This window comes from Serinicoccus sediminis (assembly GCF_004153545.1).
In the GTDB taxonomy this organism is placed as follows: Bacteria; Actinomycetota; Actinomycetes; order Actinomycetales; family Dermatophilaceae; genus Ornithinicoccus; species Ornithinicoccus sediminis_A.
The window spans coordinates 101,716-114,241 of the sequence record NZ_SDVA01000003.1 but is presented as its reverse complement, the minus strand read 5'-3'; the positions used below and the strand labels follow the sequence as shown (position 1 = coordinate 114,241).

The 12,526-nt window shown below is 74.1% G+C and carries 12 protein-coding genes; all 12 read right to left on the bottom strand.

Annotated features, from left to right (window positions below; all coding sequences use genetic code 11):
• Positions 1 to 17: 17 nt before the first annotated feature.
• Positions 18 to 2,216 carry an NAD-dependent DNA ligase LigA gene (gene ligA, locus EUS26_RS04190; protein ID WP_272947946.1) on the bottom strand — a complete coding sequence of 733 codons (2,199 nt, stop codon included), beginning with the start codon at positions 2,214 to 2,216 and terminating at the stop codon, positions 18 to 20.
• A 60-nt stretch (positions 2,217 to 2,276) separates the two neighbouring features.
• The gene (locus tag EUS26_RS04185; RefSeq protein WP_130011932.1) at positions 2,277 to 2,867 is read right to left on the bottom strand and encodes a hypothetical protein; all 591 of its coding nucleotides are present in this window, start codon (positions 2,865 to 2,867) and stop codon (positions 2,277 to 2,279) included.
• A 67-nt stretch (positions 2,868 to 2,934) separates the two neighbouring features.
• A complete protein-coding gene (locus tag EUS26_RS04180; RefSeq protein ID WP_130011931.1) occupies positions 2,935 to 3,921 on the bottom strand; it encodes a uroporphyrinogen decarboxylase/cobalamine-independent methonine synthase family protein in 987 nt (328 codons plus the stop codon).
• A 52-nt stretch (positions 3,922 to 3,973) separates the two neighbouring features.
• A complete protein-coding gene (gene mnmA / locus EUS26_RS04175; RefSeq protein WP_130011930.1) occupies positions 3,974 to 5,092 on the bottom strand; it encodes a tRNA 2-thiouridine(34) synthase MnmA in 1,119 nt (372 codons plus the stop codon).
• Complete coding sequence (locus tag EUS26_RS04170) at positions 5,092 to 6,321, bottom strand: cysteine desulfurase family protein (RefSeq protein ID WP_130011929.1); 1,230 nt, start codon at positions 6,319 to 6,321, stop codon at positions 5,092 to 5,094. Before EUS26_RS04170 ends, mnmA begins: the two co-directional genes overlap by 1 nt.
• A 75-nt stretch (positions 6,322 to 6,396) precedes the next feature.
• Positions 6,397 to 7,353 (bottom strand): electron transfer flavoprotein subunit alpha/FixB family protein, encoded by a 957-nt coding sequence (locus EUS26_RS04165; protein ID WP_130011928.1) that lies wholly within the window; start codon positions 7,351 to 7,353, stop codon positions 6,397 to 6,399.
• Between the two features lie 36 nt (positions 7,354 to 7,389).
• Positions 7,390 to 8,169 (bottom strand): electron transfer flavoprotein subunit beta/FixA family protein, encoded by a 780-nt coding sequence (locus EUS26_RS04160; RefSeq protein ID WP_130011927.1) that lies wholly within the window; start codon positions 8,167 to 8,169, stop codon positions 7,390 to 7,392.
• Positions 8,170 to 8,277: 108 nt separating this feature from the next.
• A complete protein-coding gene (locus EUS26_RS04155) occupies positions 8,278 to 9,015 on the bottom strand; it encodes a hypothetical protein (protein ID WP_130011926.1) in 738 nt (245 codons plus the stop codon).
• Positions 9,012 to 9,368 (bottom strand): PadR family transcriptional regulator, encoded by a 357-nt coding sequence (locus EUS26_RS04150; protein WP_130011925.1) that lies wholly within the window; start codon positions 9,366 to 9,368, stop codon positions 9,012 to 9,014. The genes EUS26_RS04155 and EUS26_RS04150 overlap by 4 nt, the downstream gene beginning before the upstream one ends.
• Positions 9,369 to 9,573: 205 nt before the next feature.
• Positions 9,574 to 10,374, bottom strand: a complete 801-nt coding sequence (locus tag EUS26_RS04145; RefSeq protein WP_130011924.1) for an enoyl-CoA hydratase/isomerase family protein — start codon at positions 10,372 to 10,374, stop codon at positions 9,574 to 9,576.
• Positions 10,371 to 10,955, bottom strand: a complete 585-nt coding sequence (locus EUS26_RS04140) for a hypothetical protein (protein ID WP_202865044.1) — start codon at positions 10,953 to 10,955, stop codon at positions 10,371 to 10,373. Before EUS26_RS04140 ends, EUS26_RS04145 begins: the two co-directional genes overlap by 4 nt.
• 45 nt (positions 10,956 to 11,000) lie before the next feature.
• Positions 11,001 to 12,458, bottom strand: coding sequence for a glycosyltransferase family A protein (locus tag EUS26_RS04135; RefSeq protein WP_165368496.1), 1,458 nt, complete (start codon positions 12,456 to 12,458; stop codon positions 11,001 to 11,003).
• Between the last annotated feature and the right edge of the window lie 68 nt (positions 12,459 to 12,526).

Here is a 12,526-nt window from a genome sequence, read left to right as displayed (position 1 = left end):
GGTCCTGTCCTACCCGCTCAGGCCTCACCGGTGGCCAGCAACCGCACGAATCCTTCCTCGTCGAGCACGGGCACGCCCAGCTCCTCGGCCTTCGCCGCCTTGGACCCGGCGTTGGCCCCGACGACGACGAAATCCGTCTTCTTGCTCACCGAGCCGGAGGCCTTGCCGCCGCGGCTGATGATCGCCTCCTTGGACTCGTCCCGCGAGAATCCCTCGAGCGAGCCGGTGACGACCACGGTCCGGCCCTCGAGGGTGCGCTCGATCGAGGCGTCGCGCTCGTCGGCCATGCGCACCCCGTCCGCGGCCCACTGCTCGACGACCTCCCGGTGCCAGTCGACGTCGAACCAGGCGACCACCGACTCGGCGATGATCTGGCCCACCCCCTCGGTCGCGGCCAGCTCCTCCACGGAGGCCGACCGGATGGCCTCCATCGACCCGAACTCGGTCGCCAGCGCCCGCGCGGCCGTGGGCCCGACGTGCCGGATGGACAGCGCGACGAGCACCCGCCACAGCGGCTGGTCCTTCGCCCCGCGCAGGTGCGCCAGCAGCCGCTCGCCGTTGGCGGAGAGCACCCGGCCCTCGACCACGGTCTCCGGCGGGTCCGCCTTCTTGGCCGACCGGGTGAACAGCGGCACCGCCATGAGGCGCTCGCGGTCCGCGCGCTCCTCCTCGGCCGTGGGCGGCTGCTCCGGGGTGCCGTGGGCCAGCCCGAACAGACCCGCCTCGTTGCGGATGACCCCGGCGTCCAGCAGCGCGGTGACGCCCTCGTAGCCCAGCGCCTCGATGTCGAAGCCGCCCCGCCCGGCGAGGCTGAAGAGCCGCTCCCGCAGCTGGGCGGGGCACTCCTTGCTGTTGGGGCATCGGATGTCCTTGTCGCCCTCCTTCTGGGCGGCCAGCTCGGTGCCGCACGACGGGCAGTGCGTCGGCATGACGAACTCCCGCTCGTCCCCGGTGCGCAGGTCGGCCACCGGCCCGAGGATCTCCGGGATGACGTCGCCGGCCTTGCGCAGCACGACGGTGTCGCCGATGAGCACGCCCTTGCGGCGGACCTCGTGCTGGTTGTGCAGGGTGGCCCGCTCGACGGTCGACCCCGCCACGAGGACCGGCTCCATCAGCCCGTAGGGCGTCACCCGGCCCGTGCGTCCGACGTCGACCCCGATGTCGAGGAGCTTCGTGGTGACCTCCTCGGGCGGGTACTTGTAGGCGATCGCCCACCGCGGCGCCCGCGACGTCGCACCCAGCTGACGCTGCACGGCCACCTCGTCGACCTTGACGACCACCCCGTCGAGCTCGTGCTCGACGTCGTGCCGGTGCTCGCCGTAGTAGCGGACGATGTCGTGCACCTCGGCCCGCGTCGAGACCACCCGGGCGCGCGGGCTGACCGGCATCCCCCAGGCGCCGAGCACGGCATACGCCTGCGACTGCCGGGTGATGTCGAAGCCGGTGCGCGCCCCGATGCCGTGCACGAGCATGCGCAGGGGGCGGCCGGCCGAGACCCGGGGGTCCTTCTGCCGCAACGACCCGGCCGCCGAGTTGCGCGGGTTGGCGAAGGGGGCCTTGCCCGCCTCGACGAGGGAGGCGTTGAGCTCGGTGAAGCCCTCGAGCGGGAAGAAGACCTCGCCGCGGATCTCCACGAGACCGGGGATCGGGACGTCCTCGCCCTCGGGCTGCTCGGTCGGCGGCGTCAGCCGGTGCGGGACCCCCTGGATGGTCCGGACGTTGAGGGTGACGTCCTCGCCGGTCCGGCCGTCGCCGCGGGTGAGGGCCTGGGTGAGCAGGCCGTCCTCGTAGAGCAGGTTGACCGCGAGCCCGTCGATCTTGAGCTCGCACAGGTAGTGCACCTCCGCGCCCCCGGCCTCCCGCTCGACCCGGTCGAACCACTCGTCCAGCTCCTCCGGCGAGAAGGCGTTGTCGAGGCTGAGCATCCGCTCGCGGTGGTCGACGGCGGTGAACTCGGTGGAGAAGGTGCCACCCACCTGCTGGGTGGGGCTCTCCGGCGTCCGCAGCGTGGGGTATGCCTCCTCCAGCTCCTCCAGCTCGCGCAGCAGCGCGTCGAACTCGCCGTCGCTGACGGTGGGAGCGTCGCGGACGTAGTAGGCGAACTGGTGGCCCCGGATCTCTTCCGCCAGCTCGCCCGCCCGGCGACGGGCGTCCTGCGGGGGCTCGGGCTGCTCGGCGGGGCCGTCGGGACGCGTCGAGGGGCTGGTGTCGGTCACGTGCTCATTGTGCTGCACGCCACCGACACCAGCCCCTCGTGCTGGTCGGTCAGCCCCGGCTCAGCGGGTGGCCTTGAAGTAGGCGGTCGACTCCTTCTTCCACAGGAAGAACAGGACGGCCGCGGCGATGATGGCGGAGACGGCGTTCAGCAGCAGCACGAACGTCCCGCCACTGGCACCAGGAATGATGCTGCTGCCGAGCAGCCCGAACACGAAGCTGATGAGGTTGAGAACGGCCAGGACCGTCGCGACGATGCGCGCCCATCCCTTGCCCTTGCCGCAGAAGCGACCGATGAGGAACCACAGCACCGCGGCGATCAGTCCGGTGACCAGGGCACTGATGGGGGTCAAGGCCACCTGCTGGTCGATCATCTCCGGGGTCATCGACCCGCCCATCGCCTCCGAGGCCTGCGACAGCCGGTCGCGGATGCTGTCCTCGCTCTCGAAGAAGCCCACGATGCCGGTGACGAGCGAGACCACGCCCCCGGCGTACATGAGCTTCTCCGCCAGGCCTACCGGCTGCGGCGTGGCGACGGCGCCCGCCGGGGCGCCGCCGTGGGCGTCGTAGCTCGGCGCAGCCTCGTAGCCGCCCTCGTGCTGCGGTGCGTTCGGGTCGTGATGAGGGTCCTCGTGACCCGGGTTCTGCGACATGTCTCCCCTTCCATGGGCGTGCCGGACGCACGCGTGACGCCGCACACCCTAACGGGGCAGGAGTGACCTAGGCGACAGCCGTCTCGGCGAGCCTGGACGCGACCTGGGAGAGGCGGCGCGTCGTCCGCACCGCCTCGGCAGGGCTCGCGGACGCCAGCCCGCAGGCCGGCGTGAGGCCGACATCGGCGAGCGCGGCGACCGGGAGCCCGGCCTCGTGCCACCGCCGCAGCAGCGGCTCGAGGGGGTCTGCTGCGGCCGGGTCGAGTCCCGCCCAGAGCCGGCGGCCGTCCTCGACCGCCGCCGCGACCTGCTCGAACCTCCCCCGCCCGACCTGCGCGAGGTCCAGCGCGAGGATCCCCGCCCCCGCCTCGGCGACCACGTCCACCGGCGGGTCGCCGGCGCAGGTGTGGACACCGCATACCTGCGCCGCGGGCTGGTCGAGCACCTGCCGCAGCGCGGTCACCGCCTCACCGCGCTCCGGCGTGCGCAGGACCCGGTAGCCCGACTCGGACCGGATCCTCCCGAGCAGCACGGCGGTGAGCGACGGCTCGTCCACCTGCAGGAGCAGCTCGGCACCCGGGACGAGGCGCTGCACCCGCCCCAGGTAGGCCGCCACCCCCTCGGTGAGCGAGGCCACCACGTCGCGGGTGGCGCCGGGGTCGTCCAGCACCCGGTCGCCGAGCGGGCGCCACAGCGAGGCGGCCAGGGTCCACGGGCCGGCGACCTGCACCTTGAGCGGTCCGGCGTAGCCGTCGAGGGCCTCGGCGAGCTCGTCGAGGTCCTGGGCCAGCAGCGACGAGGCGCGCTCGGCGTCCCGACCGGGCCGGTCCACCAGGCGCCAGCCCTGCGGCTGCAGGTCCACCGGCAGGTCGACGAGCAGGTGCGCCGCGCGACCGACCAGGTCGGCCCCCGGTCCGCGGGCGGGGAGCTCGGGCAGGTACGGGACGCCCCGTACCCCGTCGGGCGCACCGGACGCGAGCTCGCCGCACACCACCCGCAGCGCCTCGCGCACGTCGGCGCCCGGCCATGATCCGATACCGCTGACGTCCACCACGCGCACACTGTAGGCGGTGGCGCTGAGGCGGTGGCGCTGAGGAGGTGGCGGCTCAGGCCCGACCGGTGGAGGCGATGGTGGCCGACCCGACGACGCGCGTGCCGTCGTAGAGCACGACCGACTGGCCGGGGGCGACCCCCCGGACCCGCTCGGCGAGCCGCACCGTCACCCGCTCGGGGGTGCCGTCGGCCCCGTCCGCGTGGACGTCCACCCGGGCCGGGTACTCCCGGCCGTGCGCCCGGATCTGCGCGCCCAGGGCCACCTCGCCGGCCGGTGCGGGGCCGCACCAGCGCAGGTGGTCACCCTCGACGACGTCGACCCCGAGCAGCTCCTCCGGGCCGACCACGACGGTGTTGGAGCGGGTGTCGGTGGACACGACGTAGCGCGGCCGCCCGTCGGCGGCGGGGACCTTCAGCCCGAGGCCCCGGCGCTGCCCCACCGTGTAGCCGTGCGCTCCGCCGTGCTCGCCGACGACCTCGCCGTCGCTGTCGACGATCGGGCCGGGGGCCGTGCCGAGGCGCTTCGCGAGGTAGCCGCGGGTGTCGCCGTCGGCGATGAAGCAGATGTCGTGGCTGTCCGGCTTCTTCGCGACGGAGAAGCCCCGCTCGCGGGCCTCCTCGCGGATCTGCGGCTTGGTGGTGTCGCCGAGCGGGAAGAAGCTGCGGGCGAGCTGGTCGGCGTCGAGCACCCCGAGCACGTAGGACTGGTCCTTGGCCGGGTCGACCGCCCGGTGCAGCTCGCGCCGCACCCCGCCGGGCGCCCCGGCGTCGGTGACCTCCTCGACCTGCGCGTAGTGGCCGGTTGCGACGGCGTCGAAGCCGAGCGCGAGCGCCTTGTCCAGCAGCGCGGCGAACTTGATCTTCTCGTTGCAGCGCAGGCACGGGTTGGGGGTGCGGCCGGCGGCGTACTCGGCGGCGAAGTCCTCGACGACGTCCTCCCGGAACCGCTCGGCCATGTCCCAGACGTAGAACGGGATGCCGAGCCGGTCGGCGACGCGGCGGGCGTCACCGGCGTCCTCGAGGGTGCAGCAGCCGCGCGCCGACTCGCGCAGGGTGGCCGCCGACTGGGCGAGCGCCAGGTGGACCCCGACGACCTCGTGGCCGGCGTCGAGCATCCGCGCGGCGGCGACCGCCGAGTCGACCCCGCCGCTCATCGCGGCGACGACGCGCATCAGGCGGTCCTGCGCGTCCGCGAGCCCGAGGCCGCGGCGTGGGCGCGGCGGGCGCGCTCGAGGGCGGGTGGCAGCGCGGCGAGGACGGCGTCGACGTCGGCCTGGGTGGAGCCGTGGCCGAGGGTCAGCCGCAGCGCCCCGGCGGCCTCCTCCTCGGGCACCCCCATGGCGAGCAGCACGTGGCTGGGCCGGGGCACCCCGGCCTGGCAGGCGGACCCGGTCGAGCAGGCGACGCCCGCCGCGTCCAGCAGGTAGAGCAGCGAGTCGCCCTCGCAGTCGGCGACCCGCAGGTGGACGTTGCCCGCGAGGCGGCCGGTGGTGTCGCCGGGGGTCCACGGCCCCGAGACGGTGATGCCGGGGTCGAGCGCGAGCGCGCCGGTGATGAGCGCGTCCCGCAGCCCGGCCAGGTATGCCGCGTGCTCGGCCTGGTGCCGGACCGCGTGGGTGACCGCGACGGCCAGGCCGGCGATCGCCGGGGTGTCGAGCGTGCCGGAGCGCAGGCCGCGCTCCTGTCCCCCGCCGTGGGTGAGCGGCACGGGTGCCTGGTCGCGGCCGGCGGTGAGCACCCCCACCCCGAGCGGCCCGCCGACCTTGTGGCCGGTGACCACGCCCAGGTCGACCTGGGAGAGGTCGAGCGGCACCTGCCCGAGCGCCTGGACGGCGTCGGAGTGGAACGGGACGCCGTGCTCCCTGGCCAGCGCGGCGAGGGCGGGCACCGGGGCGACCGTGCCGACCTCGTTGTTGGCCCACATGACGCTGACGAGCGCCGCGGTGCCTTGGCCGCCGTCCGCCTCGAGCGCGGCGGCCAGGGCGTCCGGCGTGACGAGCCCGTCGGCGTCGGGCTCCACCCACGTCACCCGCGCCCCCTGGTGGGTGACGAGGTGCTCGACCGGGTCGAGGACGGCGTGGTGCTCGGTCGCCGCGACGACGAGGCGGTCACGGGCCGGGTCGGAGGTGCGGCGCGCGGCATACGTGCCCTTGACCGCGAGGTTGTCGGCCTCGGTGCCGCCGGAGGTCAGGACGACCTCGGAGGGCCGCACCCCCAGCGCCTGAGCGATCTGCTCGCGCGACTCCTCGACGACCCGGCGGGCGCGGCGGCCGGGGTCGTGCAGCGAGCTGGCGTTGCCGGTCTGCCGCATCTCCCGGGTGACGGCCTCGACGACCTCGTCCAGCACGGGGGTCGTCGCGGCGTGGTCGAGGTAGACGCGGGCAGGTGGGGGCACAGACATGACGTGCCTCAGTCTACGAGCGCGGCGGGCCCGCGCCGGACCCCCGGGACGGGGCGTCCGGCGCGGAGGTGTCGCTCAGCCCTTGTTCTGCTGCACCTTGTCGGTGGCCTGCGGCAGGATGGTGAACAGGTCGCCGACGACGCCGAAGTCGACGAGCTCGAAGATCGGCGCCTCGGCGTCCTTGTTGACGGCCACGATGGTCTTGGCGGTCTGCATCCCCGCGCGGTGCTGGATGGCACCGGAGATGCCGGCCGCGATGTAGAGCTGCGGGCTCACCGACACACCGGTCTGCCCGACCTGGTGGGAGTGCGGGTACCACCCGGCGTCCACCGCCGCCCGCGAGGCGCCCACCGCCGCCCCGAGGACGTCGGCGAAGGCCTCGACCGGCCCGAAGTCGCCGCCGGTGCCACGCCCGCCGGAGACGACGATGGCGGCCTCGGTCAGCGAGGGCCGGCCGGACTTCTCCTTGGCCGTGCGCGAGGTGACCCGGGCCGCCCGGGCGGCCTCGGAGACCTCCGTGGTCACGGTCTCCTCGGCCGGGGTGGCGGCCGACTCCTCGGCGGGGATGCTGTTGGGCTTGACGGTGATGATGGGGGTCCCGGTGCCCACCTGCGCGGCGACGGTGTAGCTGCCGGCGAAGACCGACTTCGTCACCCGCAGGCCGGCGTCGCCGGTCGCGATGTCGACGGCGTCGGTGATGACGCCGGAGCCGGTCTTGATGGCCAGCCGGCCGGCGACCTCCTTGGCGTCGTTGGTCGAGGCGACCAGCACCGCGGCCGGCGAGGTGCGCCCGACCAGGTCGGCCAGCAGCTCGGCGACCGGGGCGACGAGGTGGTCGGTGTAGACGGCGTCCTCCGCGAGGTAGACCTTCGCCGCGCCGAAGCGGGCCAGGTCCTCCTTCGCCGCGGCATACCCCTGCCCGACGAAGACGGCCGACGGCTCGCCGATGCGGCGCGCGGCGGTCAGCATCTCCGCGGTGGTCTTGCGGACGTCGCCGTCGACGTGGTCGACCAGGACGAGGACTTCACTCATGTCAGCAGGCTCCTTGGTATGTCGTGTCCGGTCGGGTCAGGCGAGCCGGCGCCCGGCCAGGAAGTCGGCGAGCGCCTCGCCGCCCTGGCCCTCGTCGGTGACGACCTCGCCGGCCTCGCGGGGTGGGCGCGCCTGGGTGTCCTCGACCCGGGCCCACGCGGCGTCCAGGCCGACCTGGGACGCGTCGAGCCCGAGGTCGGCCAGGCTCCACGTCTCCACCGGCTTCTTCTTGGCCGCCATGATCCCCTTGAACGAGGGGTAGCGCGGCTCGTTGATCTGGTCGGTGACCGAGACGACGGCCGGCAGGTCGGCCTCGACGGTCTCGGAGAACGCCTCGTTGTCGCGCCGGATGCTCACGTGGCCACCGTCGACCGTGAGCTCGGAGGCGAAGGTCACCTGGGGCAGCCCGAGCCGCTCGGCCAGCATGGCCGGGACGACCGACATGACCCCGTCGGTGGAGGCCAGCCCGGTGAGGACGAGGTCGACGTCGCCGCACTTCCTGACCGCCTCGGCCAGGACGAGCGAGGTCCCGACGGCGTCCGAGCCGGCGATGGCGTCGTCGAGCACGTGCACGCCCTTGTGGGCGCCCATCTGCAGGCTCTTCTTGATCGCGGTCGCGGCGTCGTCCGGGCCGACGGTGAGCACCGTGACCTCACCCTCGCCCGCCTCGACGATCTTGAGCGCCTCCTCGACGGCATACTCGTCCAGCTCGGAGAGCAGGCCGTCCACCCCCTCGCGGTCGGTGGTGCGGTCGGACTCGAAGCCGCGGTCGCCCTGGGCGTCCGGCACGTACTTCACACAGACGACGATGTTCACTGCTCACGTCCTCGTGGTTGTGGGTGGGTCGTTGGCCCCATCTTGACACTTGACGCTCGCGTCAAGCCAACCGGGAGGGTATGCCGTCGGCCCAGCGACGGGACCGGGTCAGCCGAAGAGGCTGGGGACCCAGCCCATCAGCACCAGGAACACCAGGAGCACCGGGTAGAGCAGCACGAGGGTCCAGCGCCGCCGGGCGGCCCCGGGGGCCGCGGCCTCGCCCGGCGCCCGGAGAGCGCCGTCACGGAACGTGCGGTAGGCGATGACGCTGGAGGCCAGGAGTGCCGCCAGGCCCACCAGCGTCGGCCCGAGCACCGGGAGGGTGAAGAGCTCCTCCGGCCACAGCAGCTGCACGGCGACGAACCCGCCGATCATGAGGATGGGCGCCACCACGACGACCCGGCGCCTCCCGACGAGCACCCGCAGCGTGGCCTCCGGCGCGGCCAGCAGCAGCGCCGTCAGGAGTCCGAGCAGGGCGGCCGAGCCGAGGTCGCCGCCGCGCACCGTCAGCCCGTCGCCGCGGAGCCAGCCGGTGAGCGCCCACGCGGTGAGCATCAGGCCGGCCAGCCCCAGGCAGATGTGCGCCACGTCGGTCCGGCGCAGACCGGTCTCGCGGTCGGCACCGACCGGCAGCTCCCGCGCGTAGGCCACCGGGTCGCCGAAGACCTCCTGGGCGCTCTCCCCGGACTCGCGGACGTGGCTCTCGACCGTCACCACGTCGTCGCCCAGCCGGTCCGGCCGCACACCGAGGAGGTTCCGCTCCAGCAGGAAGGCGTCCAGCCACCGCCGCTCCACCGTCGGCGCCAGGTGGCGCGGGTCCATGGCCTCGTCGGCGGTCCTCGTCATCGCACGCTTCCTGCGTCGGCCGGCGCACCCTCGGTGAGTCGGCGGGTGGTGGTGGTGAAGGCGGCCCAGCGGTCGGCCTGCTCGTCGGCGTGCCGCCGCCCCTGGGGGGTAAGGGCGTAGAACTTGCGCCCGGGTCCGCCCTCCCCCGGGCGCCACTCGACCTCGACGTGGCCGGCCTCCTCCAGCCGCCCGAGGAGCGGGTAGAGGGTGCCGCCCTTGACGGTGCCCAGGCCCGCCTGCGCCAACCGCTGGGTGATCGCGTAGCCGTAGCTGGGCCCGTCCAGCAGGACCCGCAGCACGCACACGCCCAGCACGCCGCGCAGCCACTCGCTCGGCCACTCGGTGTCGGACATGACTAGATCATATGCCTGACTAGTCAGCCGCGTCAACTAGAGGGGATGCGGGACGAGCGGTATCCCACCACTGGCGACGCCCGGTGGGGGTCGATGTGCCACCGAGCGTCGGATGTGGTTGCTCCCAGAGCGACCGAGCGCCGGGTGTGGTTGCACCAGCAACCACACCCGGCGCTCGGTCGGAAAGGAGCGACGCGGCCGACCCTCAGCGGCCGGTGAACTCCGCCTTGCCCGGGCCGTGCTCGACGAACGAGCGCATGCCGATCTCCCGGTCCTGCGTGGCGAAGACGCCGGCGAACTGCATGGCCTCGATGGCCAGGCCGGTCTCCAGGTCGCCGTCCAGGCCCCGGTCGACGGCCTCCTTGGCGGCGCGCAGCGCGAGGGCGGGGCCGCCCACGTAGCGCCGCACCATGTCCACCGCGGTCTCATGCGCCTGGCCGGGCTCACAGACCCGGTCGACCATGCCCATCTCGAGCGCCTCGGCCGCGTCCACCATGCGTCCGGTGAAGACGAGGTCCTTGGCCCGGGCCGGGCCGACGAGCCGGGCCAGCCGCTGGCTGCCCCCGGCACCGGGGATGACCCCGAGCAGGATCTCCGGCTGGCCCAGCCTGGCGTCGGAGGCCGCCACGCGGAAGTCCGCGCAGAGCGCGAGCTCGTTGCCGGCGCCGAGGGCATACCCCTCGATGGCGGCGACCACCGGCTTGGGGATGCGCGCGACGGCGGTGAAGCACTCCTGGATGAGCGGGGCACGCCGGACCATGTCGCCGTACGACATGTCCTGCATCTCCTTGATGTCTGCACCCGCGGCGAAGACCTTCTCCCCGCCGTAGAGCACGACCGCGGCGACCTCGTCGTCGGCGCCGACGATCCCGGCCGCCTCACCGAGGGCGTCCTGCACCTCGATGGACAACGGGTTCATCTTCGGCCGGTCGACGCGGATGGTCGCGATGCCGTCCGCGACCTCGACACGGACGAGGTCGCTCGCGGTGGCGACGGTCCTGCTCACGCCTGGCCCTCCGGGGCACCGCCCCCGTCGGGGTCGCCGGCGGACCCCTGCCGGCCCCGGGCGCCGACGCTCAGCCACGGGCCCACCTCGGTGCCCTCGGGGGCCCCCTCGGGGAGGTCGGGCTGCTCGCCGCGCTCCACCTGCGCCTTGGCGATGACGTTGCGGTGCCACAGTTGCAGCGCCTGCAGCAGCAGCCCGGTCGCGATCTGGACCTTGGCCTTCGGCGGCTCGGAGCGGGCGATGACCTGCTCGACGGCCAGCACGAGGTTGCCGCTGGCGATCCCCGCCTTGACGAGGTTGACGCCCAGCGTGACGTCGTTGCACCCGTTGAGCCGGGTGAACAGGTCGTCGGGGACGCTGCTGGCGATCTGCCACTGGCCGTAGACCCGCATGATGTCGAACTGCTCGCCCTCGATGACCTTGACGAACAGCTTCTGGCCCTGCACCTCGAAGGCGACGTCGCCCGCCTTGTCGAGGTTGGGCGACATCTGCAGGTCCTGCAGGGCGTCCAGGACGCGACCGGTCAGCGGGTGCTCCTGCGGGGGCGGGGGGAAGTTGGGCAGCGAGGTCGGATCACTCATGTTCCCAACGTAACGGCTCGCCGACCGGTCCGTCCCGGCGGCCGCTCAGCGGGGCTCGCGCTGGATGCTGAGGTTGCCCTTCACGGTGCGGTAGACCTGCAGGCCGTGACGCGCCGGGGGCAGGGCGGAGACGAGGGGGACGGCGACGCGGGCCTTCTCCTGGCCCTCCGCCCCCCGGACGTGCAGGTCGAGGATGTCGTCCTGCCGCAGGTCCAGGATCGCCCGGTCCAGCGTCGCCTCCACGACCCGCACCGCCGGCGCGGCGCCCGGCTGCTCGACGTGCCGACCGAGGCGCAGGTCGGGGGCGGCGACCGTGCCGCCGCCCCGGAGCCCGACCTGCAGCTCCAGCGGACGGTCCCGGCCCTCGGCCCGGGCGCCGTGGACCTCCACCTCCAGGTGCAGGCGCCCGGTCCGTCCCCACCGGGCCCGCACCAGCCGGGCCGCGCCCAGCCCGGCGTCCAGGGCGGCCCTGGCATCGGCGGTCAGGCCCGCGGCGTCGCCCGCCCGCACCCGTCGGGACCTGGTCCGGAAGGGCTCGGCGAGCTGGTCCTCCAGGGCGGGCGGCACGTGCTCGGCCAGGAACCGACCGTGCGCCGCGAGGAACGCGTCCTGCCGGGCGCGGGGCATCGCGGCCCACCGGGCGGGTTGGTAGAACTTCAGGCACTTGCGGCGGTAGAGGTCGAGGACCACCCGGTCCGCCCGCGTGGGGTCGGGGTCGAGCTGCCGGACAATCCGGCTGATCTCGGCCACGGACCAGGTGTAGCCGTCGGGGTCGAAGGCCTGCGAGCTGATGTTCTGCCCGTCGTCCCGCGCGATGAGCCGGTAGAACTCCTCACCGTGCAGGTAGGACACCCGGCGCGCCAGCAGGTAGGCCCGGGCCAGCAGCATCCCGTCCTCGAGCCGCACCTTCTCCTCGGGGAAGCGCAGCTGCTCCTCCTCGAGGAAGCTGCGGCGGAAGAGCTTCTGCGGGGTGAGGGTGCGGAAGGCGGCCTCCAGGTCGACGTCGGCCTGCGTGGCGTCGGCGATCTTCGGGACGTAGCGCCCCACCCCCACCACCTCCGGGAGCACGACGTCGCTGCCGTGCTCGTCGGCGAGGTCGGCGAGGAGGCGCAGGGCGCGCGGCCCCATCTCGTCGTCGGCGTCGGCGAAGAAGACGTAGCGCCCGCGGGCCAGGTCCAGCCCCCTGTTGCGCGGCGCCCCCGGCCAGCCGCTGTTCTCCTGGTGCACGACCCGTAGCTGCGGGTGCACCCGCGCCAGCTCGTCCAGCAGGCGGGGCCCGTCGTCGGTGGAGCCGTCGTTGACGGCGACGACCTCGTAGCCGTCCGGCCCGAGGTCCTGCGCCAGCAGCGAGACCAGCAGCGTCCGCAGGTAGGGCATCGCGTCGTAGACGGGGACGACGACGCTGACCCGTGGCTCGTCGGCCGGCTGCGCGCGGCGCGCCTCCGGCGTGGACCCCTCGGCCGGGGTCGTCCCGGGGGTCCGTCCTGCGCCGGGCTCGCTCATCCGCATCCCCTCCTCTGGCGGTCGCGTGGCGTGGCGGGCGCCACGTCGAGGTGCCGTGTGCCGCCCTG

What these genes read in the sequence shown, in the direction of transcription:
- EUS26_RS04135 (WP_165368496.1), bottom strand. Translation starts at nt 12,458, where the DNA reads ATGAGCGAGCCCGGCGCAGGACGGACCCCCGGGACGACCCCGGCCGAG.
- mnmA (WP_130011930.1), bottom strand. Translation starts at nt 5,092, where the DNA reads ATGCGCGTCGTCGCCGCGATGAGCGGCGGGGTCGACTCGGCGGTCGCC.
- EUS26_RS04140 (WP_202865044.1), bottom strand. Translation starts at nt 10,955, where the DNA reads ATGAGTGATCCGACCTCGCTGCCCAACTTCCCCCCGCCCCCGCAGGAG.
- EUS26_RS04150 (WP_130011925.1), bottom strand. Translation starts at nt 9,368, where the DNA reads ATGTCCGACACCGAGTGGCCGAGCGAGTGGCTGCGCGGCGTGCTGGGC.
- EUS26_RS04170 (WP_130011929.1), bottom strand. Translation starts at nt 6,321, where the DNA reads ATGTCTGTGCCCCCACCTGCCCGCGTCTACCTCGACCACGCCGCGACG.
- EUS26_RS04155 (WP_130011926.1), bottom strand. Translation starts at nt 9,015, where the DNA reads ATGACGAGGACCGCCGACGAGGCCATGGACCCGCGCCACCTGGCGCCG.
- EUS26_RS04185 (WP_130011932.1), bottom strand. Translation starts at nt 2,867, where the DNA reads ATGTCGCAGAACCCGGGTCACGAGGACCCTCATCACGACCCGAACGCA.
- EUS26_RS04165 (WP_130011928.1), bottom strand. Translation starts at nt 7,353, where the DNA reads ATGAGTGAAGTCCTCGTCCTGGTCGACCACGTCGACGGCGACGTCCGC.